We start from the raw sequence: 22,593 nt of genomic DNA, 5'->3' as shown, positions 1-22,593 counted from the left end.
GAATTAAAATGAAATTTTTTATTAATTTAGCAGTAAAGAAAAAACTTATTATAGTATTTTCAATAGTATGTACTTTTATGATTTTAATAGGGTTTGAGGGAATATTAAGTTCTGCAATCATAAATAATAGTGCAAAGAAAATGTATAGTAATAATTTAACAGCTATTAAGGATTTAGAAGAAATATCGAGTAATGTAAATGAAATTAGAGCTAATATGCTTATAATTCTTTTTGAAAGAAATATATCCAATTTAGATTATCATATAAAAATTATAAATTATTTAACAAATGAAGATGAAAAATTGAAAAAGGAATATGAAAATATACTAGATTTAGATTCTGATAGGTCAGAAGAAGAATCTAAAATTTATGAGGATTTTAATAAACAATTAATAAGATATCTAGAAGCAAGAACTAAGGTTATAGAACTTGTTAAAGCTAGTAACTATGATGAAGCAGTTAAGATCTATAATTCAGAAGTTATGATAAGCAGAACTTCTATGCTTGAAAGATTACAAAAATGTATTGATATAAATCAACAGTCAGCAGAACAATGTAATTTAGATAATATTGCTCAATTTAATAACGTTATGTATAAAATAATAATTTATACATCTGTAGCATTTTTTGTCATAATATTTATGGCATACATATTAAGCAAAAGTATAATCATTCCATTAAATAAAATAAAAGGTTTTGCACAGAGATTATCAAATTATGATTTTTCAGAAGCTTTAGTTATTGCAAGAAAGGATGAATTTGGACAAACTACAATTGCGTTAAATGCGGCACAGGAAAATGTAAGGGATTTAGTAAAGGTAATTCTGGAAAATTCACAGGATATAAGTGCATCATCTGAAGAACTTTCAGCGACAGTTCAAGAATTATCATCAAAAACTATAACTATAGATAAAGCAGTAGAGAGTATTGTTTTTGGTATGCAAGAGTCTAGTAGGGCATCAGAGGAAATAAGTGAATCCACTCAAGAAGTAGATTCAAGTATCAATGTGCTTTCATCTAGAGCTATGGAAGGTAGTAATAATGCAAATAAATCTAAAGAAAGAGCTACAGAAGTTAAAAATAATAGTCAAAATGCTATAAATGAAACTAGAAAAATATATGCTGAAAAACAAGAAAAGATGAAAAAAGCTATTGAAGATGGAAAAGTAGTAGATAGTATAAAAGTTATGGCAGATACTATAGGAAGTTTAGCAGAGCAGACAAATCTACTTGCATTAAATGCTGCAATAGAAGCAGCAAGAGCAGGGGATCAGGGAAAAGGTTTTGCAGTAGTAGCAGAAGAAGTTAGAACACTCGCAGAAGAGTCTTCACAAGCAGTAATAAATATTCAAGATACTATTGTTAAAGTTCAGATGGCATTTAAAAGTAGTATTGATACAGGTAGAGACATATTAGAATTTATAAATACAAATGTAAATGAACAATTTAATGCTTATGGAGAAACAGGTAATAAGTATTATAATGATTCAGATTTTGTAAGCAAAATGTCTGAGGAAATTGCTTCTATGTCTGAGGAAATAACAGCTACGGTTGGACAAGTAAGTGAAGCAGTACAAAGTATGTCAGAAGCTTCACAAAAATCAAGTGAAGAAGCAGAAATAATAAAAGAAAGCATGGATGAAGCAACAAAAGCAATAGAACAAGTGGCATTAACAGCACAAAGCCAAGCAGAGCTTGCTCAAAAGCTTAATGAAATGGTTCAGAAATTTAAAATATAAATTTGTCCTAAAACAAAAGGGAACTCTATTTTTTATCCCTTTTGTTTTAGGATATGCAACCTGTCCCACCCGGCAACTACACTTTGAGTCAACCACGCATAGACCAACGGAATAAAATATCCACAAGCTGGCTCTATATTTAGGATAAAGCACAATTTATGAATAACTAAACATAATGAGTACAAGCTAAACTATTCCATGAAGAAAAGAAAGGGAAAGATCTTGTCCTATAAAAAATCGTATACAGGAATACATGTAGTAACTATATATATAGCAATATAGAAATATAGTTAACTAGTTATATATAGTTAAAATTACGTGCAGAATTGCTAAATGAAAAATATTATATATTTCCTTATTATATTAAAAACAGCACTAAATTTAAAGATGCAGTAATGAGGTTTGAAAGTATAACTCAATATGCTGGGGAAAAGTTTGATGGTGCTATAGCTTACAACAATGTAGCAAAGGAGATAATGTCATGGTAAGAAAGAAGTAATAAAACCAGTTGTAGCTAAACCGTTAAATGATAATCAAAAAGTAAATTTTGTAACAATTTTTGTTACAAATAACATAGATAAATGTGTAACATATTATGTTACAAAATATGATACTGAATGTGTAACTAATAAGGATACTAAAAATGTTACCAATTATGATACAATAATTGAAACAAATTATATTACTAATTAAGATACAAATATAGTTACAAAGAAAGATACAGTAGTAGTAACTAAAAATGATACAAAAATTGTAACAAAAAATGTTCCTAAAAAGGTAATGATAACTAAAAGTACTACCCTTGATAAAAGGGATATAATAGCGAAGTTTACTAGTGATAAGAGAGTAAGACCTAATTACAATTTATCAGAAGATACAGTAGAAATAATAGAAAAGATATCAGAAATTTTAGGATATAAGAAAGCTGAATTTGTTGATACGTATTTAAATATAAATTTGGAAAAAGTATTAAAATATTTAGAAAAAATAAATATAAAATAATAAAAATAATACTTTATAAAATATTATGAATGATCCTTTTAAATATGTAAACATTCCCAATCACTAATGTACATATCAAATGCAAATTTTAATAACTTTTTTATTTTAAATAGTGAGTGTTTTAATCCTTATATAAATATAAAAACTAATGGGCTTTTTATGTACCATTATTTAGACATATATAATATAAGAGCATCAGCTATAGCATCTTTTTAGTTTATATCATTATCTTTACAATACTTTGCAAACATATCAAGAATAGATTTATAACTCCTAAAAGATCTAGTTATAATATCTGAATCTTCCCTAAGAATATTAGTATTATTTTTCTTTAGTTTATAATTATGAATAATTTCGAAAAGGATATTAAAATCTTCATTAATTATTTTTAAACCGATTCTGAGAAAATTTAAAATTTGAAAATGGAAATGATGGAGAAATTCTATGATAAAGTAGCATTTGAAATTTTATTTAATGATATTTAGATAATATAAAAATTTTAATCAGAATTGAAAGAGCTATTTTTAATCCAAGAGAACATTGCATGAAAGATTGATTTCATGCAATGTTTTGTATTCTGGAATAGTATGGAAGTGGAGCCTCCGATTTCAGTTATAAAGTAAGACAAAAGAATAAGAGCAGTAGGTTTTTTTCCTATTGCTCTTATTAATATTAAGCTACATCATATTTAGTAACAGTTTTCGCAACTAGCTGAGCAGATCCTTTGCCAACTAATGCACCAGATGAAACTACAAATATATTTTTTGAGATTATAGTATCCATTAAGGCATCAACTTCATCTTTAGTGATACCAGGTTTAACTCCATTAATTGATAGAGAAGTTTTTTCTCCGTACTCAGTTCTAAATACCATACTTAAAGTATATTCCATGAAAGTATACCCCCTTTATTTAAATTTTTCTGATGTCTAGCACTGTAACGCTCCCATCATCTATTGATGAGTGAGATAGCAGTGGCTAGACTCTAGACATTGTGACCCTTGTGGTTATAAGTTCAACTAAGATTCAGACACCTGAATCAAGTTTCACTTGAAAGTAGCTGCTATGCATTTACTAGTGTAGATGCTGAATTTAAAAAATAAGATCTTGTTGGATTATCTAGTACTGTTTTAATAGCTTCAGCTACATCGAAAGCTGCTTGGGGCTCAACATCATTTCTTACATTTGAAAAACTCTTTTTTGAATAAGTTGGCTGACCGCTTGTATCAGTACCGCTTTGAATTTCAATAGATAGAGATTTTGAACTTGCAACCTTTGTAATTGCCATGGTATTCACTCCTTTTCATATAATTTATCCGATAGCTATGATTTGTAAATATGAAACTTCTCTTCCTAACCTCAGATGAGTACTCACAGAGTAAGCGACCACCATCAAATCATAGATTCGAGACGTCTGCTTAACCGATTTACGCTAAATCAATTTTTTAATGAGGTTAACTCATAAATGAGTTAACTAAGTTCAAGAAACTAAATCATATATGCCCACAAGGGGAAAGTTCGAGAACCCAAATGTAAAATTTGGACTCTCACTTTTAGATTTTCACTTATCTGCTTAAGACATAGCAACAGTAGTAACTGTTTTAGCTACAATAGCAGCAGACGCTTTTGAAACTAAATCTCCTGAAGATGTAGAGAATATATTTTCAGTTAAGATTGTGTTCATTAAGCTATTTACTTCAGGAGGAGTTAAGCTGCTTTTAACATCAGTTATAGAAAAAGTTGTTTTCTTTCCACCAGAAGTATTAAATACCATATTTAATGTGTATTCCATGAAAGTGTACCTCCTTTACTAGAATTTTAGGTTTAGAGTTTTACTAAACATTAGAAACTGTTTCAACTTCGTTAAGGTAAGTGTCTCTTGTGTTTACGTCTAAAACTGATTTAATAGCTTCAGCAACGTTATAAACACCTTGATCAGTTGCAGTTAATTTAACTCCTGAAAAACTTTTCTTACCGTAGATAGGATCGCCAGCTTTATCTGTATCAGTTTGAACCTCAATAGCTAGAGTTTTGCTTTTAAGTGTTGTAGTTACAGCCATGGATATTCCCTCCTTTATGATTTGGATATAAATATGTATGCAATCAAAAATATTTTTTTCAAATCTTTTGAAATTGTATAGAATGGGTGCAATAATGTTACAATATATATATTCCAGTTTAAGAAAGAGAGCAAAGCAAATGAATAAAGATTTACCAGAGATAATTAAAAGTTACGAGGATTATTTGAATATTATTCAGGAAAAAGCATCTAGCACCGTATACTGTTATATAGTTGATATAATGTTACTAATAAATTATTTAAAAACCAAAGATAAGTATCAGAATTTAGAGATTGATAAAAGTTTTATAGAATTAATAGAGCTGCAGGATTTGTATGGATTTTTAAGCTATGTAAAAAATGAAAGGAATAATAGCTCTTTTGCAAGAGCTAGAAAGATAGCTTCAATTAAATCTTTCTTTAAATATTGTGAAACCAAGCTTAAAATAATAAATAATAATCCATGCAGGGAGCTTGAGGTTCCAAAGAAGCCCAATAAACAAATTAACTATTTAAACTTAGATGAATCTAAAAGATTACTTAAAGACATAGTGGGAAGAAATAAAAAAAGAGATTTAGCAATTTTAACATTATTTTTAAACTGCGGTCTTAGACTTTCAGAACTTTGCAATATAAGGTTTAAAGACATTAGGGAAGATACACTTGTTGTCAGGGGGAAGGGAAATAAGGATAGGACCATTTATTTAAATGAAATGTGTCTAAGAGCAATTGAAGATTATATGGAAGAAAGAAAACATATTAAACATAGCTATCTATTTGTATCTGAAAGAAAAAATCAGTTATGCAAGAGACAGGTTCAATACATAGTGCAAAAGAATATTTCAAGCACAGGTCTTGATGTAAGTAAATACACAACACATAAATTAAGACATACGGCAGCCACACTGCTTTACAAACATAGCAATGTTGATATTAGAACTATTCAAACTATTTTAGGACATAAAAATATATCAACTACCACAATTTACACTCATGTAGATAATGAGCAGGTGAGAAGTGCAATAAGATCTAATCCATTAAATGAAATGCAACTTTAAAGGAGGAATATAATGATTGAAAAGATATTAAATGTAGCAATAACAAAATGCTATGGGAATGCAGATGAAAATTCAACTAGAGGTAAGTTTAATATTCCAAAGAAGATTATTAATGATATGGGGATTACTGAAGATGATAGAACAGTTATTCTTAGATATGACGATGAAAAAAAGGAACTGCTTATAAAGAAAGCATAGAAAAGGGGACGTTTACCCCAAAAGAGCTTAAAGAAATAAAGAGTCATGATGATTTGTAATTATTATGGCTCTTTAATTTTTTTTATTTGATTACATAAAATTATATGTATACAATAATTACATTGTAATGTGTACATTACAATGTAATTAAAATTAAAAATAGTTATTGTATATGTACAATTAGAACAGTATAATTAAATTTGTAAGCAATGTATACATTACATTACTATGTAATTTGTGTATACGGAAAAAATAGGAGGGTAACATATGGGTGATAATATAATAAAACCAGCAACTTTTAGGTTAAATGAGGATGATATTAATAGATTTAAGGAGTTTGCTAGTCAAAATAACTTAAATCAGCAAGAAGCCTTTACGAGTTTACTTAATACATTAGAATTAAGCAATGCTAAGAGTTCTCTTGGAGATAGAGCAAAGAGCATTGAAGTATTCCAAACAACAGTTAATAGCTTAGTTAAGTTTTACATAAACAGTCTTGAAGAAAATACAACAGCTGAAGAAAGAATAAGAGAAGAATTAAATGATCAGATAAATAAAAAGGATAATACTATAAGTGCTTTATATGAGCAGGTTCAGGATTTAAAAAATGAAAGAGATTCCCTAAAAAATCAAATTACTGAATTAGAAGATAAGAATAAATTATTATCTTATAAAAATGATAAATTAGAAGCAGAGATTATTGATAAATCAAAGGCTATAGAAATTGCAAATAGAAATAATAATAATCTTCAGGACCAGGTTGCAGAATATAAAGAATATAAGAATATTAATATTGAACTTGAAAAGAATCTAGGTGATCTGCAAAATGATAATAAACAACTGGTATTAGATAAGACAGGACTTGAAAATCTTACTTCAAAGCTACAAGGTGAAGTTGATAATAAGGATAATATGATTACATTCTATAAAGATCAAGTAGAGAAATTAGAGCAGACTGAAAGAGATAGTAAGGCTGAGATTAAGAATTTACAAGATAAATATGCCGGTGAAATTGATAAGCTTAAGGCAGATCATAAGGCTGAGCTAGAAAATTCATTGAAATCATTAGAAGATCGTTTAATAGATAAAAATAATTTAGAACTTGATAAAAAGGATTTAGAAATGCAGAAATTACAGAATGAGATTGATAACTTGAGAAGGCAAATTACAGTTAAAAAGTAAACACATAACTTAATTTACTAAAAAGTACCTAAAGATATTAGATTTGTTTAGAAAATATTCAGATTGGATCAAAAGTCATAATTTAAAAGATACTATTAATAATTTTTAGGAGGAACTAATGTGGTTTTTTGTCACTAATGGTGATTTGAATAAATGTTTTGAAGATTTCTATAATAAACTATTAGAGTCCAAATTAATATTTTTATCATTCAAAGAATTAAATATTATGGAAATACCAGAAGTTAATGAATTTATAGATGAGGCTTTTTTTAATAATAATGAGAATGTTAAAGATTACCTAAATTCATTATATTTTTTAGGGACTAGTGGTATTAAATTATATCTATATGAATCTTTATATATTAAAATGTATTCTGAATATGAATATTTTATAAAGGATTTAGTTGCATATCTTAATCGTTACGATGAAAAAAAGTATAAAGCAATAAATTGTAAAAAGAAGAAATGCATATTTAATAGTCATAATTATGATAACTGCATCGAGTGTATAAATGTTAAAATTGAGGATTATAGTTTCAACTTTTATAAACAGTATTTAGAAAGACAAATACAACACGATAATGATTTAATAAATATTATTAATGACATAGATAATTGCAGACTTGTAAGAAATCATATTGTTCATAATAGTTCATTTGTAAACAAGTCTATTGGATCTAAGCAACGAAGTAAAATTGAAGATGCTGTAAAAATTCATGATGAGTTAGAACCTTTGGAGTTTATAGAAATTACAGATAAAGACTTAATAAATTTGTATAACAAGATTGAAGTTTTTTTACATAAATTAAAGGAACATTTTATTAAATATTCTAATAAATTTAGAATAAAGAAATAAAACTGTGTGAGATTATCTTAGAAACAACTAAGTCTTTTGTTTATGATGGTAATCATAACTAATAAAACTAAGACTATGGAAATATTGGGATAAATAACTCGAAATGCCACCTGATATCTGGTGGTTTATGAGATATAGAAGATTATAGTGAAAACAGATGCAGTTAATGATATAATCAGATTAAAGCTAAATTGTACAAAAAAACTAGTAGAACCACAAGGCCAGGTGTGGATTCTACTAGTTTTTTATATTTTGTCTAAGCATGGATCCAAGCTTATCTAAAATAAAGTTCTTTTTCCTAACTATCTTTGAGTAAGAGATCTTTTTCTTAGCTGCATAATCAGTAAGTGAAAAATTATTATAATATACAAAAAATATAAGTTCAAATTCATCAGGTTCAAGAGCTGAAACCATTCTTTGAATATTTAATATTCGTTCATGCTCCAAATAATCAATTTCTAAATTCTCATTACTTTGGAGAAACTCTGTAAAGTCATTAGGACAATTACCATCAATAGATGCATTAATGCTTAATGTATTTTGATGTTTTCGATTTTCTCTTGCTGTGTATTTCATTGCGTTTTTTATTGTAGAATACGCATAGCTTGAAAATGAATGTTTTGAAGTATCATATTTATCTACAGCATTAATTAAAGCAATATATCCTATTTGCACAAGATCATATTCATCATAATTTTTTATATTAAAGTTTTTAGCTGTTTTGAATATAAAAGGTTTAAATTGGAGCAGTAGCTTAGTTAAGCTTGCAGAGTTACCTGTTTTGGCTAGTTTGACATGGTCTTCAATTTCTTCGTAATTCATTAAATTACCCCCTTAAATTAATTGACAGTGTTTATTTTCAGCTGTCAATTTTTAATTGCTAATATATATGCAAAAACTATAAAAATTTACAAAGGGGATTAACTTATAATACATAAGACTATTATATCATAGTTGGAAACGGTTAACATTAGATAAAGTAGATAAGGTCAAAGATGGGTAAAAGTGTAAAAAGTTTGTATAATGTGAAAGAATATTGTATTATATAAATAACAAAAGCAAAATAATTCCATATAAAAAACAAGCCCCTATAGTGTACTAGGCCTAGGAAACTTAAATACACTACAGGGAATTACTCACTTAGTTAAATATATTTTATTTATTATAAAAGAATTATACAATATGTGACATATTAAGTCAATAAGTGAGTGAGATTAATGCTTGTAAATAAGTATGTATATTTATTAATACATTTATTTATAAGTTTTTTGTTTTTTATGATTGTATAGAAAACAGAGGGGGAAAATAACTTGCTTAACGCTATTAGAAAATTGACGGAAGACATAGAGTATAATATTGATCCTAAGTTTAAAGATGAAGCAGTGAAGAATATATCTATTCTCCATGAAGGTGATGATGGATATATTGCTATAGCTGCTAAAAAGGACAAGGAATACGTTCAATATCATTATAAGGTTAATGATTTAACTTATAATATAGGAAAGGCTATAAGCCTTGATGCAAACATATATATGACACCAAATTCTTTCTTTATGCCAAAAAGAAAGATTGAAAATATAAGAAAATTAAACGCTTTATACATAGATATAGACTATTATAATATTGAAAAATTAAAGACATATGATCATGAAAGGATCCTTGCAATTCTCGAAAATGATTATTTTGGTCAAGATGTACCAGAACCAAGTTTTGCTATATACACAGGGCGTGGTCTTGCTATATACTGGCTTATTGAACCGGTACCAATAAAAGTACTTCCACTTTGGAATTCGATTCAAAAATTTTTTGTAGACAAGCTTAAAGACATGGGCGCGGATTCAAAGAGTATTGATGGAGCTAGAATAATGAGGCTTGCAGGAAGCATAAATGATAAAACTGGGCTAAGATCAAAGCTTTATATGTATGATGAAAATTTAGTTTATACCTTAAGAGATATACAAAATGATTATCTGCCACAGCTTACACCATATATTAATAATCCAGCATATAAAGGCAAGGGCAGAAGAGCAAAAGTAGTAAACTTTTATACTTTGTATTCTCTGCATTATGCAAGGCTTAATGATATATTAAAGATCCAGGAGCTACGAGAGGGGTATTGCAGAAATAATGATGGGTCACTTTCAGAAGAAGGTCAGAGAGAGCTTATGTGTTTCTTATATAGGTATTGGTATTGTTGCTATTGTAATGATACTAAACAAGCTCTTCAAAATACGTTAGAGTTTAATCAAGGGCTTAAGAAGCCATTGCCTAATGCGGAAGTAGAAAAAATAACGGAACAAGCAGAAAAAGCCTATAGAGAATGGTTACTTGATAGTCCTAATGGAGTCTATAAGCGAGGTGGATATAATTATAAAAATGAAACATTAATATCACTCTTGAATATCACAGAAGATGAAATGAGAGTGCTGACAACAATTATAAATCCAAGTGAAAAATTACGTAGACAACTTGTTAAAGAAAAAGAAGAAAGACGAAATGAAAATGGGTTAACTAAAAGGGAACAGCAGAAACAAGATAGATTGAAAGAGATATTCGCATTAAAAGAACAGGGATTAAAACAGATAGAAATAGCTAAAAAGATAGGAGTATCAAGGCAAGCCGTAAGCAAGCTATTAAAATCAATTTAATTTGTCAACTGAAATACTTGCTTATATTAATGGGGCGTAGCCTGTTTACTTTTTTTTATTAGAGAGGAAAGGAATTTTAAGGATGGGTGAATTTAACTATATTAATTTTTCAAAAGAGAATCCAGCAATAATTAATATAAACAATTCAGCAACAGAGCACTTATATCATTACACTAGGATGGAATCATTTTTTGAAATACTTAGAAATAAAAAATTATGGATATCACAAGCAGATTTTTTAAATGATTCTTCTGAAATTGATTATATTCAGAATGTGATGTTATTCGTAGCAGATGAATTGAATAATAACAAGGAGAGATATCGAAGTGAGATGGACTATGAGGGAAGAGCTTTAGAGATGTTTATTAAATGTTTAACTATAACATCAAAAGCAATTTTGGATAAAAAGAGAATTACAGATATGGAAGTTTTTATTTTATCACTTACAGAAAATAAAGATTCATTAAACTTATTTACGAACTATTCCAATAGCGATGGAATAGCTATTGGTTTTCAGAATAATTTAGAAGAAATGTTTGATAAAAACTTTTTAGATAAGAATAAGATTATGTTGTTTCATGGAAAAGTTATATATGATAGTGAGCAACAAAAGGAGATTTTAAAACGTCATATATTAGAAGTATATAATGAATTGATGAAAAACTTGAATAAGCTGAATGTTAGAGTAGTTGATGAAAAAATGCAGCTAGAGATGTTAAATGAAATTACACTTATCCTGGGTTTGTATTTTATAAACTATAGTATTTTTTTTAAAAGTCCATATTTTAAGGCGGAAGAAGAATATAGAGTTGCGTTTGGTATAGATAGATCAAAACTTGGTAAAATGATAAAATTTAGAATGAGGCAAGGATTAATTGTGCCATATATTGAGTTAAAATATAATGAGAAATTTATTAATAGTTTGGTTATAGGTCCAACTAATAAAAGTGATTTAACAGAAAAGGGATTAAATTTATATTATGCAAATCAATGTAATGGAAGGAAAATAAAAATTGAAAAATCACAAATTCCATTAAGAGCATTATAAATAATTAGTTCAAGGTAATTTAGAAAAATACAACTATCAGTTAAAAGTTTCCTAGAATACTTTCTTATATTAAAATCAATTTAATTTGTCAACTGAAATACTTGCTTATATTAATGGGGCGTAGCCTGTTTACTTTTAAGTTTTGGAATATGTAATTCAATATTAAGTACAATCATACTTAAGCTTAAAATACTTGGTTACTGTATAATACTGGGCTAGAGCTTAGTAGAGATTGGCTTAATAATTTGTTTTCTGAAATACGCTCTTATATAATAAAGCAATCCTTAAGCCATAAGTTTTTATAGCTTTAAGGATTTTCTTGATCATTAAGCAACTTTATCATCGCCTTTATAGTTTGAATGCTCCGTAACTACTGCAGAAAGGTCTGTTATAGCTTTTGTTAACCCATCAATCTTGGTTTCAAACCTGATTAATAGGTATGTTGCAACAGCTATAGGAAAGCCAACGTTTGTAATTAATGTTACCATTTCACCCATAAAGAAAACCTCCTTTGCATTGTACTTTTAAATAAGTATGCAGGGATGTTTATATATTTTTAAGAATAAGCAGTTATTTTTTACTAAAAACACAATTATAGTAGTGACAGATAGCTTGATCTATAATTTCATTAAGATAAATATTTACATTGTCAGATTCGCCTTTAATTTGATTTAATTTCTTCAAAGTTGAAGCTCTAAATTGATAACATCTCTTTATATCAAAGCTTTCACCATTAACAGCAGGGGTTAATCCACGTACCTTTTGAATTTGGACCAATGAATTTGTTTCTTTGTTTTCAGAGCTATGATCATCTTTTGTATTTGAAAAATTTGATTTAGCATATTCAAAGCTTTTAATAATATTTTGAGTATTATAGTTTGAAGTATCATCTTGATCAGAAAAAGAAAATGCTTTTATTTCAATACCATCATCTAGTGGTTCTGAGTCCGTGAATCCATTAATTTCAATATCAGTATATTCACTTTCATTAAGCGGCTTATAATTTTGACCTTTTTTGCCCAAAGAAATCACTTCCTTAAAATATTTAGGCACATTAAAGAAAATAATAGGCCAAACATGCTAGTATACTGGTCTATTATTTTCTTGATTGTGCATTATAGATATATTCTTAAACAAGATATCTAGATAACTATATGATAAAAAGTCAGGAAAATGTAGTATCTTCCTGAATATTAATTTAGGCACATGAAAATAAATAACAAGTCCAAAGTTGCCATGAATATTTTTCATTAGTCAAGGAGGTAAATTGCCCTCATAGCGGGTCTATTAGGTCAATTTGCCGACGCAGGATAATGGAAAATAAGCTGGCAAATTGACTTGTTATTTATTGATTGTGCCTTATTAAAAATCTCTATACGTCCTTGTATAATCAGCATCTTTATACATTTCAAATTCATCATATCGCCTGCGATATAAACCAAGTGCACGCTTTCCGTTACAATTACACCACATTAAAAAATCTTCCTTAATTTTTTCCATTGGAACATTGGCTCTAATATCTTTTAAAAGAGTAGAAAATTTAAGAGCATTTGCTCCACAGTTATATGCAAAGGAAACAAGGGCATCAAACTGGCATTGAGTAAGATTTAAACCAGAAACCATAGTGTTAACTGAATCAACAAAACTTTGCAGGTCCTTTTTTAGTAGAGCTTTAGCTTCAGTTTCAGTAAGGCTTTCAAAATTCTCACTTGAAGTTATAACATGGCCATAACCTACAGTTTGATTTTGAGAATCTAATCCTCGATATGGCTTAGCATAGAATCTTTCATAATCCGCTATAAAGTTAATGCCTTTTTCTGAAATATCAAAATCTGTTAAGCTGTTATTATTATTTTTAAATAGAGCATTTTTTGTTTCTGGACCTACAATGCCATCAGCAGTTAAATTATGCTCTTCCTGAAATCTCAAAAGACAGTTATAAGTGTCAATGCCAGCTATTCCATCTACAGCTAAATCGAAGCCATATGAATTTAATGCAGCTTGAATATTTTTAATTTTATCTATTAATGTATTCCAAGTATAATCTCCAACAATTCCATCACATACTAGACTGTTTTCACTTTGAAAATTCTTAACTGCAGTTTCCGTATTTTCGCCATAAATATAATCAATTCCTAATGGATCATAGCCGAGCATCTTTAAATTATTTTGAATTATTCCAACTCTAGTTCCGTTGGAGCCTTTACTATAAATCATATATTTCTCCTCATTTCATAAATGAATTTATAATATATAAGCAATAAATGTATATATTTAGCAAATTGCTATGATATAATAAGTTTAGTGATTAACTTAATTTTACTAAGGTTGTTACTAAAGCTTTCATGTGTTATGCATGAGGGCTTTTGTGTTATAATATTAAAAAAGATTATAGGCAGGGTGAGGAGTGATAATTTGAAAAATAGTAATGTACATCATGAACATGATGTAGGATATAAACACATATTTTCGCATAAAGGAACTTTTTTAGAACTCTTAAGAAGCTTTGCTAAAAAGGAATGGACCAATTTAATAAAAGAAGAAGACTTAATTTTAGTTGATAAATCTTATATACTTTCAGATTTTGAGGAAGAAGAATCAGATATCCTTTATAAAGTAAACGTAAATGGGGAAGAAGTAATATTTTATGTGCTTTTGGAATTTCAATCCAAAGTCGATTTTCAAATGCCTATGAGATTGTTATTTTATATGACAGAAGTTTGGAGAGATGTACTTAAAAATACAGATAAGAGTGAGGTTAAAAGAAAATCTTTTAAGCTGCCAGCAATTGTGCCTATAGTATTATACAATGGAAAAAATAAATGGACTGCAAAAACAAGTTTTAGAGAGATCTTAAGTGGATATGAGTTATTTGAAGATAATATATTAAACTTTAATTATATGCTATTTGATATAAATAGATATTCTGATGAAGAACTATATAATGTATCTAATTTAGTATCAGCAGTGTTTTTGTTAGATCAGGAAATGGATGAAGATGAATTACTAAGAAGATTAAGAAAATTAATATATGTTCTTAAGAAAATATCACCAGAACAGTTTAATGTATTTAAACAATGGCTGAAGAAAATAGTAAAACCTAGATTAACTGAAGAAATGCAAAAAGAAGTTGATGAGGTACTGGATAAATCTAATCAGGAGGAGGTTGATTTTATGGTTAGTAATTTAGGAAAGACTTTAGAAAAGATGGAAAGAAAAGCAGTAGAAAAAGGTAGTGAAAACAGGACAAAAGAAATAGCTATAAATGCTATAGAAATGGGAATGGATAATGAAATTATAATTAAGCTAACAGGATTAACTGATGAAAAAATAAATGAGATTAGAAAAGAAAGAAGTCATTAGATCTTATGCTTAGTAACTTAGGAAGAACTTTAGATAAAATGGAAAGAAAAGCAGTAGAAAAAGGTAAGATTGAAGTTGCCAAAAACCTTTTGAAAATGGAATTAACTGTAGATCAAGTATCGATTGGAACAGGGATATCAAAGGAAAAAGTTGAGAAATTAAGAAAAGAAGTAATTATGTAGAATGGTTTAAAATACAAATATAGAGCTAAAACTGAGGTAGATTTTAATATTACAGAAATAAAGATAGCAGATAGGATTAATTGATAAAATCCTATCTGCTGTCTTTATACACCAACATAAATTTGATATTTAGTAATATTTTGGAATTTATATATTGACCTATAAGAATGTTGTAAGTATATTATAAGTAACTGATAAGTTAATCATAAGAAAGTAGGGATTATATATGGCGCAAAGTAGAGTGGTAGTGTTGCATGAAACATCTCAGCCAGAAGATTAGTTTCACAGCTTTAGGTTGTTGCAATTATTTTAATTAAGTCAATTTACAATGATTAAAAGGGGGATATATATGTTTTTTGAAGAAGTACCAAATCTTAAAACGTAGTAAATTTAAAATTTAGCAGTATTTATCCAATTTATTTAAAACTGTGGATATGGGCAACTAAAAATTTTAATAATTTTAACGATGTATTTCCTTTAAGATGTGCAAATACTTCAGTAGTACAGAAATTTCCAGTAACAAGTTTTGAATTAATATACTTCAATCCATAAACAAGGAAGTATTGGACAAGCTCTAAAGCTTTATAGTAAAAGAAAGTTAAATTTGTTCATAAACTATTTGTGAACTTTAGGTGAAGTCTATGAGCTTATCCAATAACAAATTGCAACTCGCTAAGCTCGTAATTTTAATGTCTTATCTATATAACTATATATTTATTTATTTTCAATTAATTCTTTTAAGTAATCTTTGTTTAATCCATTATCCATAATTCTATACGTTTTGAGATTATGTTCTCTTATATTATCTATAGTAATATAATTGGTATCATAAATAATAACTTCCAAAAGATTACTATTCTTATCAGTAGAAATTGCAAAATCGTAATAATAATTTGATCTAATATTGGTATTTTCTTTAAATTCAACAATTTTCATTTTAGATAAATCAGATAATAGTTTATTTATTTCGTTTATATCAGTGATAGACTTATATTTATCATCATAAGAACTCGTCATTCTAATTTTACTAATATTACTACCTTGACAATCTTTTAATATAAAATTCCTAAAAGAATTACTTTTAGGAGATAAGTAATAAATTAAAAGAACTACCAATGCAATAACTGAGAAAAATATAAATATTTTTTTCACATTTTTCATAGACATCTCCTACTTAATTTTATAATTTTAATATAAAAATTATACCATATTATAATAGTGTAAAAATGTTCAAATGATTTTACAACTAAATAAAAAAACATTTATAATAAGTGATTGTTGCATTATCAAACAACAATCACAGCAAGGCTCCGTGAACATTCTGAGAAGCTATAAATCTAACCTCAAGATGTTTATATGTTTGTTGATTGTCTATTACCTTAAGTACATTAATATATTTCTGAGATGATTATTTACATTGTAATGATTGCGATATATATATTAGTAGAGCATTGGCTACAGCATCTTTTTTGAACCAGTTCACTATCCTTGCAATATTTTGAGAACATATCAAGAACTGTTTTGTAACTCCTAAATGATCTAGTGACCACATCTGAATCTTCTCTAGAAACTTTTATAGTATTTTTCTTAAGTTTACTGGTATCATGAAATACGCCCTTATATTAATGGGGTGTAGCCTGTTTACTTTTTAGTTTTGGACTATTTTAGTATTAATTTCATAATATCGTTCATTTATAATTTTGCAAGTTTTATGTCTTTTTTATAAAAATTTTTTTGTTTTTTTGTTCTTTAGAGTTAAGTTTTTGTATATTTTGTAAAAAAAGTATATAAATTTTGAGAGTATTCTTGCAATTTAATGTTATAAATATATTAATTAAATTAGATTATTTTTTTGTAATTTATTTTAAAATTTTTATACTATAAAATACTATAAAATTTGAGTTAATATTAGAATTAATGCAGATTATTATAATTTTTATGGTAACAATATTTATTACTAATTAAGTCACACAAAAATGTACTATATATTGTAACAAAATAAATTACATTTTTATGTAATCATTAATGTATTAATTTGGAAATATGGTATAATATAAATAGGGATTAACTTTTAAAATTAAATTATATAATTATTGAAAAACTCTTATAAAATAAAAATATAAGAGTTTTTTGTATGTATATTGGTAAAACTCACGATATCATAAGGTATTCTCCACTTTTCGTTTATTAATATGTTATAATATGTTAAAGAATGTTGCTTGCTTCACAGCTCTAAGGAGGGATTATTATGGTTATAAGCTATGATAAGTTATGGAAAATTTTAATTGATAAGAAAATGAATAAGACCGAGCTTAAAGAAAGTGCTGGGATTACATATAATATTATAGCTCGTCTTGGTAAATGCCAGCCTGTGAATTTAGAGAGTCTATACAAAATCTGCAAATGCTTAAACTGTAATATACAGGATATTATGGAGTTTAAAATAGAATCAAGTTAAACTTGATTTATGTGGAGTTTGATCTCCATCTGAATCTTAGTTGAACTTATAACCACAAGGATCACAATGTACCATAAGTGGGTATATTGTCTAGATTTATGATACTTTTATCTGAAGCTCAAAGAATCGGGAGTGTTACAATGTCTAGATATTAGATAAATTATATGTATTCATATTAAAAACACGGGAATAGGGGGATTTAGTTTATGGGAAAGAGAGATTTGTCAGAAGAAGATATTAAAGCACAATATATAACACCAGCAATCATAGATTCTGGGTGGGACTTAAAGAAACAAGTCCGTTTAGAATACGCTTTTACTGCTGGAAGAATAATACTTCGTGGTAATATCACAGCTCGTGGAAAACAAAAAAGGGCTGATTATGTTCTTTTTTATAAAAGTAATTTTCCTTTAGCGGTAATTGAAGCTAAAGATAATAATCATCCAGTAGGCGCAGGCTTGCAGCAGGCAATAGATTATGCAAAAGCTTTAGATATCTATTATGTATATGCTTCAAATGGTGATGGTTTTATTGAACAAAATTTAATAACTGGGAAAGTACGCGAGCTAAGTCTTCATGAGTTCCCATCACCAGAGGAATTATATAGAAGATATATAAAAGATAAAAATTTAAATGAAGTGGAAGAGAAGGCAGCTCTAGAACCTTATTATTATGTGCCTAATTATAAAAAACCTAGATATTATCAACGTATAGCCGTTAATAGAACTGTAGATACTGTCGCAAATGGGCAAAACCGAGTATTACTTGTGTGTGCCACCGGAACTGGTAAGACCTTCATGGCTTTTCAAATCATATATAGACTTTGGAAGGCAGGTATAAAGAAAAAAATATTATTTTTAGCAGATAGGAATGTATTAGTAGATCAAACTATTTCTGGGGATTTTAAACCATTTGGCGGGAAAATGACTAAGGTAGAGAAGAAAACGCTAGATAGCTCATATGAAATTTATTTAGCTCTATATCAGCAGCTTTCTGGCGATGATGGAGAGGAAGCTTATTTACAGTTTAAGCCGAACTTTTTTGATTTAATTGTTATAGATGAGTGCCATAGAGGAAGTGCAAAAGAAGATTCAGCATGGAGAAAAATTTTGGATTATTTCTCATCAGCCACTCATGTAGGATGTACTGCTACACCTATTGAAACAACAGAAGCATCAAGTCAGACTTATTTTGGAGAACCTATTTATGAATATTCACTAAACCAAGGTATTGAGGATGGCTTTTTAGCACCATATAAAGTAATAAGAATAGGACTTGATAAAGACCTTGAAGGATATAGACCAGAGAGTGGAAAGCTTGATAAGCATGGCTATGAGATAGAGGATAGAGAGTATAATATCAAGGATTATGATAGAAGCCTTGTAATTGAGCAGAGAACAAAGGTAATTGCAGCTAAGATTACTGAGTTTTTAAAGAAGACAGACAGGTTTAGTAAAACCATAGTATTTTGCGTGGATATTGAACATGCAGAGAGGATGAGGCAGGCTCTTATTAATGAAAACAAGGACCTATATAGAGAAAATAGCAAATACATAATGCGTATTACAGGGGATAATGATGAAGGTAAAGCACAACTTGAATATTTTATAGATGAAGAAAGTACATACCCTGTTATAGCTGTTACAAGCAAGCTCATGACAACAGGTGTTGACGCTAAAATGTGCAAGTTAATTGTACTAGATAATAATATCAATAGTATGACAGAATTCAAACAAATTATTGGTAGAGGAACAAGACTCCTTGAGGATTATGGCAAGACTTATTTCACAATAATGGATTTTCGTAATGCCAGCAGATTATTTGCTGACCCAGATTTTAATGGAAATCCAGAAGTAGTAATTGAATTAGGTGAAGATGATCCAGTAATTGAGCCAGATGCTAATGAAGCTCAGGATACATATGAAGAAGGTGACAATCCATATGCAGATGAAGCAAGAGAAACAGATGGAGAATATCATACTGGCAGCACTGATGGCTTTGATGATGATGATAAACCTAAGAAATATTACATTGGGGATGTATTGGTAAAGGTGCTTTCAGAAAGAGTTCAGTATGTTGATAAGGATGGTAAATTAATCACTGAAAGTCTTATTGATTATACAAAGAAAAATATCATAAAACAGTATGCTAGTTTGGATGATTTTCTTAAGAAGTGGACAGAATCAGCGAAAAAGCAAGCAATTATTGATGAGTTAAAAGAAGAAGGCGTTATACTCGAGGCTATAAAAGAAGAAACTCAACAAACTGATTTAGATGACTTTGATTTAATCTGCCACTTAGCTTATGACAAAATGCCACTAACCAAAGCTGAGAGGGCAAACAATGTTAAAAAGAGGCATTATTTATACAAATACTCTGACATGGCAAAACAAGTCCTAGAAGCTTTGCTTGATAAATATGCAAGTGACGGTATCAAGGAAATTGAAGAAACAAAGGTACTTGAGCTTAAAGAATTTACGAAGTTTGGCAGCCCTATGAAGATAGTCAAAGCCTTTGGTGGAAAAGGAGGTTATCAAAAGGCAGTTCGTGAATTAGAAAATGAAATTTACTATGCATAGAATTATATAATTATGAGATAAAATTATTATGTATGTATTTTGCTATGATTATGATAAAGATAAGGAGAGGTGAATTAGTATGTATGCTAAGAATATGCACTACACAGAAGATGATTTTGAAAATATTCAGGCAAATTATAATGGTAAAGCTGAATATAGTAACGGATATATTGTATTATCATCTAATACTTCCATTGAACATAATAAAATAATATCAAGACTAAATTTTAAATTAATGACGTTTCTTGATAAAAGTAAATGCGATGTATATACAGAGTCTATTGAAATAATTTTTAAAAATAATGAAGAAGTGTACAAATATAAACCAGATGTATTTGTAATGTGTGAAGAATCTACTAGGCAAGGTGAAAGTTTCACATCAGCTCCAAAGATTGTATTTGAAGTTATTTCAAAAAGCACTGCATCCCATGACTATATAACAAAGTTAGATGTTTATCAAAGATTTGGTGTTCTTGAATATAATCTAGTTGAACAAGAAGGCTATATAGTACAATATTCATTAATAAATAATCAGTATAAAATAACAAATGTCTTTAAAAATAATGATGATTATATAAGCACAGTTTTTCCAGATATGTCTATAAATCTTGAAGATATATTCAAGGCATAAATTGTAAATGATTGATAAAAAGCCATAGGCTTTTCTTAAAAAATTAAAAGAAAGCCTGTGGCTTTCAATGATAATTTATCATTGAAAACTAAAATACTAATGAAAGCAGGAAAGAAAAATGGCAATAACAAATTTTGTTAAAAGAATTCAAGATGTTATGAGAAACGACGCAGGAATAAACGGTGATGCCCAAAGAATAGAGCAGATTGTCTGGATTCTATTTTTAAAAATATATGATGCAAAGGAAGAAGCATGGGAATTATATGATGATAATTACAAATCAATTATCCCAGATGGCTTAAAGTGGAGAGACTGGGCTGTGGATGAAAAAGATGGAGAAGCACTTACAGGCGATAATCTACTTGATTTTGTAAACAATAAACTATTCCCGGCTCTAAAAAATATTGAAATAGATGAAGAAACACCAATGAGTAAGGTTATTGTAAAATATGCATTTGAAGATGCTAATAACTATCAAAAAGATGGGGTACTCCTTAGACAAGTGGTAAATATCATTGATGAAATTGATTTTACAGAATATGAGGAACGTCATGCTTTTGGTACGATTTATGAATCATTCCTAAAAGATCTTCAAAGTGCAGGAAATGCAGGAGAATTTTATACACCAAGAGCAGTAACAGATTTTATGGTAGAGGTTATAAAGCCAGTTTTAGGTGAAAAGATAGGAGATTTTGCTTGCGGTACTGGTGGATTTTTAGTTTCTGCTTTAAATGCTCTAGAAAAGCAAGTTGGAAATTCCCTTGAAAATAGAGAAATTTATAATAATTCTGTTTATGGAGTGGAGAAAAAGGCACTTCCACATATTTTATGTATAACTAATATGCTCTTACACGATATTGATAATCCTAATATAATCCATGGAAATACTCTAGAAACAGATTATAAAGAATATAGAAAAATGGAACAGTTTGATGTGGTCCTTATGAATCCACCTTATGGGGGAAATGAAAAAGACAGTGTAAAGGTTAATTTTCCAAGTGATTTAAGAAGCTCTGAAACTGCTGATTTATTCATGAATATCATTATGTTTAGATTAAAGAAAAATGGTAGATGCGGTATCATCCTTCCAGATGGATTCTTATTTGGTACAGATAATGCCAAAGTAAATATCAAGAAGAAATTATTTAGCGAGTTCAATTTACATACAGTTATAAGACTACCACATAGTGTATTTGCTCCATATACATCAATTACAACAAATATACTATTTTTTGATAACACACATAAAACAGAAGAAACATGGTTTTATAGATTAGATATGCCAGAAGGTTATAAGAACTTTTCAAAGACAAAACCAATGAAGTTAGAGCATTTTGAACCAGCAATAACTTGGTGGAATAACAGAGAAGAAATAGAAGTAGACGGATTCCCAAAAGCGAAGAAGTACACAGTTAAAGAAATAGAAGAATTAAATTATAATATAGATTTATGTGGCTTACCACACGCAGAAGAAGTGATTTTAGAGCCAATGGAGCTAATTCATCAGTATCAAGAAAAAAGAGCATCACTAAATGCTGAAATAGACCATGTGCTAGATAAAATTACTTCAATGCTTGGAGGTAATTTGTAGT

23 protein-coding genes are annotated in these 22,593 nt (G+C 28.5%); 14 read left to right on the top strand and 9 right to left on the bottom strand.

Translation table 11 applies throughout. The features are described 5' to 3' along the window. The first annotated feature begins 8 nt into the window (after positions 1-8). On the top strand, positions 9-1,739 hold the full coding sequence (locus tag ACJDTP_RS20805; RefSeq protein WP_406762315.1) for a methyl-accepting chemotaxis protein: 1,731 nt from the start codon (positions 9-11) through the stop codon (positions 1,737-1,739). A 780-nt stretch (positions 1,740-2,519) separates the two neighbouring features. Then, positions 2,520-2,741 (top strand): hypothetical protein, encoded by a 222-nt coding sequence (locus ACJDTP_RS20800; RefSeq protein WP_406762314.1) that lies wholly within the window; start codon positions 2,520-2,522, stop codon positions 2,739-2,741. A gap of 672 nt (positions 2,742-3,413) precedes the next feature. Here ACJDTP_RS20800 and ACJDTP_RS20795 read toward each other — a convergent pair. The 4 genes from ACJDTP_RS20795 to ACJDTP_RS20780 form a co-directional block, all read right to left on the bottom strand. Beyond that, a complete protein-coding gene (locus ACJDTP_RS20795; RefSeq protein ID WP_106884477.1) occupies positions 3,414-3,632 on the bottom strand; it encodes a DUF2922 domain-containing protein in 219 nt (72 codons plus the stop codon). Positions 3,633-3,802: 170 nt separating this feature from the next. After that, the gene (locus ACJDTP_RS20790; protein ID WP_106884478.1) at positions 3,803-4,027 is read right to left on the bottom strand and encodes a DUF1659 domain-containing protein; all 225 of its coding nucleotides are present in this window, start codon (positions 4,025-4,027) and stop codon (positions 3,803-3,805) included. A 285-nt stretch (positions 4,028-4,312) separates the two neighbouring features. Further along, complete coding sequence (locus ACJDTP_RS20785; protein WP_077869157.1) at positions 4,313-4,531, bottom strand: DUF2922 domain-containing protein; 219 nt, start codon at positions 4,529-4,531, stop codon at positions 4,313-4,315. Between the two features lie 43 nt (positions 4,532-4,574). Beyond that, on the bottom strand, positions 4,575-4,799 hold the full coding sequence (locus ACJDTP_RS20780) for a DUF1659 domain-containing protein (protein ID WP_077869156.1): 225 nt from the start codon (positions 4,797-4,799) through the stop codon (positions 4,575-4,577). Positions 4,800-4,938: 139 nt separating this feature from the next. On the opposite strand from ACJDTP_RS20780, the gene ACJDTP_RS20775 reads away from it, so the two are divergent. The 4 genes from ACJDTP_RS20775 (at position 4,939) to ACJDTP_RS20760 (ending at position 8,092) form a co-directional block, all read left to right on the top strand. Further along, complete coding sequence (locus tag ACJDTP_RS20775) at positions 4,939-5,856, top strand: tyrosine-type recombinase/integrase (RefSeq protein ID WP_406762313.1); 918 nt, start codon at positions 4,939-4,941, stop codon at positions 5,854-5,856. Positions 5,857-5,868: 12 nt separating this feature from the next. Then, positions 5,869-6,054 (top strand): hypothetical protein, encoded by a 186-nt coding sequence (locus ACJDTP_RS20770; protein ID WP_171781426.1) that lies wholly within the window; start codon positions 5,869-5,871, stop codon positions 6,052-6,054. Between the two features lie 267 nt (positions 6,055-6,321). After that, positions 6,322-7,236: a coiled-coil domain-containing protein gene (locus ACJDTP_RS20765; RefSeq protein WP_406762312.1), complete on the top strand. Its 915-nt coding sequence runs from the start codon at positions 6,322-6,324 to the stop codon at positions 7,234-7,236. 118 nt (positions 7,237-7,354) lie between these two features. Continuing rightward, the gene (locus ACJDTP_RS20760) at positions 7,355-8,092 is read left to right on the top strand and encodes a hypothetical protein (protein WP_406762311.1); all 738 of its coding nucleotides are present in this window, start codon (positions 7,355-7,357) and stop codon (positions 8,090-8,092) included. Positions 8,093-8,329: 237 nt separating this feature from the next. Here the strand turns inward: ACJDTP_RS20760 and ACJDTP_RS20755 are convergent, their stop codons facing one another. Next, entirely contained in the window at positions 8,330-8,914 is a 585-nt protein-coding gene (locus tag ACJDTP_RS20755) for a sigma-70 family RNA polymerase sigma factor (protein WP_406762310.1), read from the bottom strand. A 488-nt stretch (positions 8,915-9,402) separates the two neighbouring features. Here ACJDTP_RS20755 and ACJDTP_RS20750 point away from each other — a divergent pair, with 488 nt between their 5' ends. Next, the gene (locus tag ACJDTP_RS20750) at positions 9,403-10,740 is read left to right on the top strand and encodes a helix-turn-helix domain-containing protein (protein WP_406762309.1); all 1,338 of its coding nucleotides are present in this window, start codon (positions 9,403-9,405) and stop codon (positions 10,738-10,740) included. 82 nt (positions 10,741-10,822) lie between these two features. Further along, positions 10,823-11,788 (top strand): DUF2971 domain-containing protein, encoded by a 966-nt coding sequence (locus ACJDTP_RS20745; protein WP_406762308.1) that lies wholly within the window; start codon positions 10,823-10,825, stop codon positions 11,786-11,788. A gap of 326 nt (positions 11,789-12,114) precedes the next feature. Here ACJDTP_RS20745 and ACJDTP_RS20740 read toward each other — a convergent pair whose 3' ends face one another. From ACJDTP_RS20740 to ACJDTP_RS20730, 3 genes are all read right to left on the bottom strand, one after another. Continuing rightward, entirely contained in the window at positions 12,115-12,285 is a 171-nt protein-coding gene (locus tag ACJDTP_RS20740; protein ID WP_171781442.1) for a YvrJ family protein, read from the bottom strand. A 73-nt stretch (positions 12,286-12,358) separates the two neighbouring features. After that, entirely contained in the window at positions 12,359-12,811 is a 453-nt protein-coding gene (locus ACJDTP_RS20735; protein ID WP_171781443.1) for a hypothetical protein, read from the bottom strand. 339 nt (positions 12,812-13,150) lie between these two features. Further along, the gene (locus ACJDTP_RS20730) at positions 13,151-14,005 is read right to left on the bottom strand and encodes a glycoside hydrolase family protein (RefSeq protein ID WP_406762307.1); all 855 of its coding nucleotides are present in this window, start codon (positions 14,003-14,005) and stop codon (positions 13,151-13,153) included. Positions 14,006-14,203: 198 nt separating this feature from the next. Here ACJDTP_RS20730 and ACJDTP_RS20725 point away from each other — a divergent pair, with 198 nt between their 5' ends. Next, positions 14,204-15,151 carry an Rpn family recombination-promoting nuclease/putative transposase gene (locus ACJDTP_RS20725; protein ID WP_406762306.1) on the top strand — a complete coding sequence of 316 codons (948 nt, stop codon included), beginning with the start codon at positions 14,204-14,206 and terminating at the stop codon, positions 15,149-15,151. Positions 15,152-15,156: 5 nt separating this feature from the next. Further along, positions 15,157-15,333, top strand: coding sequence for a hypothetical protein (locus ACJDTP_RS20720; protein WP_406762305.1), 177 nt, complete (start codon positions 15,157-15,159; stop codon positions 15,331-15,333). A 714-nt stretch (positions 15,334-16,047) separates the two neighbouring features. Here ACJDTP_RS20720 and ACJDTP_RS20715 read toward each other — a convergent pair. Continuing rightward, complete coding sequence (locus ACJDTP_RS20715) at positions 16,048-16,494, bottom strand: hypothetical protein (RefSeq protein WP_406762304.1); 447 nt, start codon at positions 16,492-16,494, stop codon at positions 16,048-16,050. 1,087 nt (positions 16,495-17,581) lie between these two features. Here ACJDTP_RS20715 and ACJDTP_RS20710 point away from each other — a divergent pair. From ACJDTP_RS20710 to ACJDTP_RS20695, 4 genes are all read left to right on the top strand, one after another. Then, the gene (locus ACJDTP_RS20710; protein WP_406762303.1) at positions 17,582-17,791 is read left to right on the top strand and encodes a helix-turn-helix domain-containing protein; all 210 of its coding nucleotides are present in this window, start codon (positions 17,582-17,584) and stop codon (positions 17,789-17,791) included. 206 nt (positions 17,792-17,997) lie between these two features. Continuing rightward, on the top strand, positions 17,998-20,370 hold the full coding sequence (hsdR, locus tag ACJDTP_RS20705) for an EcoAI/FtnUII family type I restriction enzme subunit R (protein WP_406762302.1): 2,373 nt from the start codon (positions 17,998-18,000) through the stop codon (positions 20,368-20,370). Between the two features lie 79 nt (positions 20,371-20,449). Further along, a complete protein-coding gene (locus ACJDTP_RS20700; protein WP_160360415.1) occupies positions 20,450-21,001 on the top strand; it encodes a Uma2 family endonuclease in 552 nt (183 codons plus the stop codon). Between the two features lie 118 nt (positions 21,002-21,119). Continuing rightward, positions 21,120-22,592 carry a class I SAM-dependent DNA methyltransferase gene (locus tag ACJDTP_RS20695; RefSeq protein WP_406762301.1) on the top strand — a complete coding sequence of 491 codons (1,473 nt, stop codon included), beginning with the start codon at positions 21,120-21,122 and terminating at the stop codon, positions 22,590-22,592. The last annotated feature ends 1 nt before the right edge of the window (position 22,593 follow it).

This window comes from Candidatus Clostridium helianthi (assembly GCF_045310795.1).
In the GTDB taxonomy this organism is placed as follows: domain Bacteria; phylum Bacillota; class Clostridia; order Clostridiales; family Clostridiaceae; genus Clostridium; species Clostridium helianthi.
The sequence above is the reverse complement of the archived record's forward strand: the minus strand, read 5'-3'. Positions and strand labels throughout refer to the sequence as shown.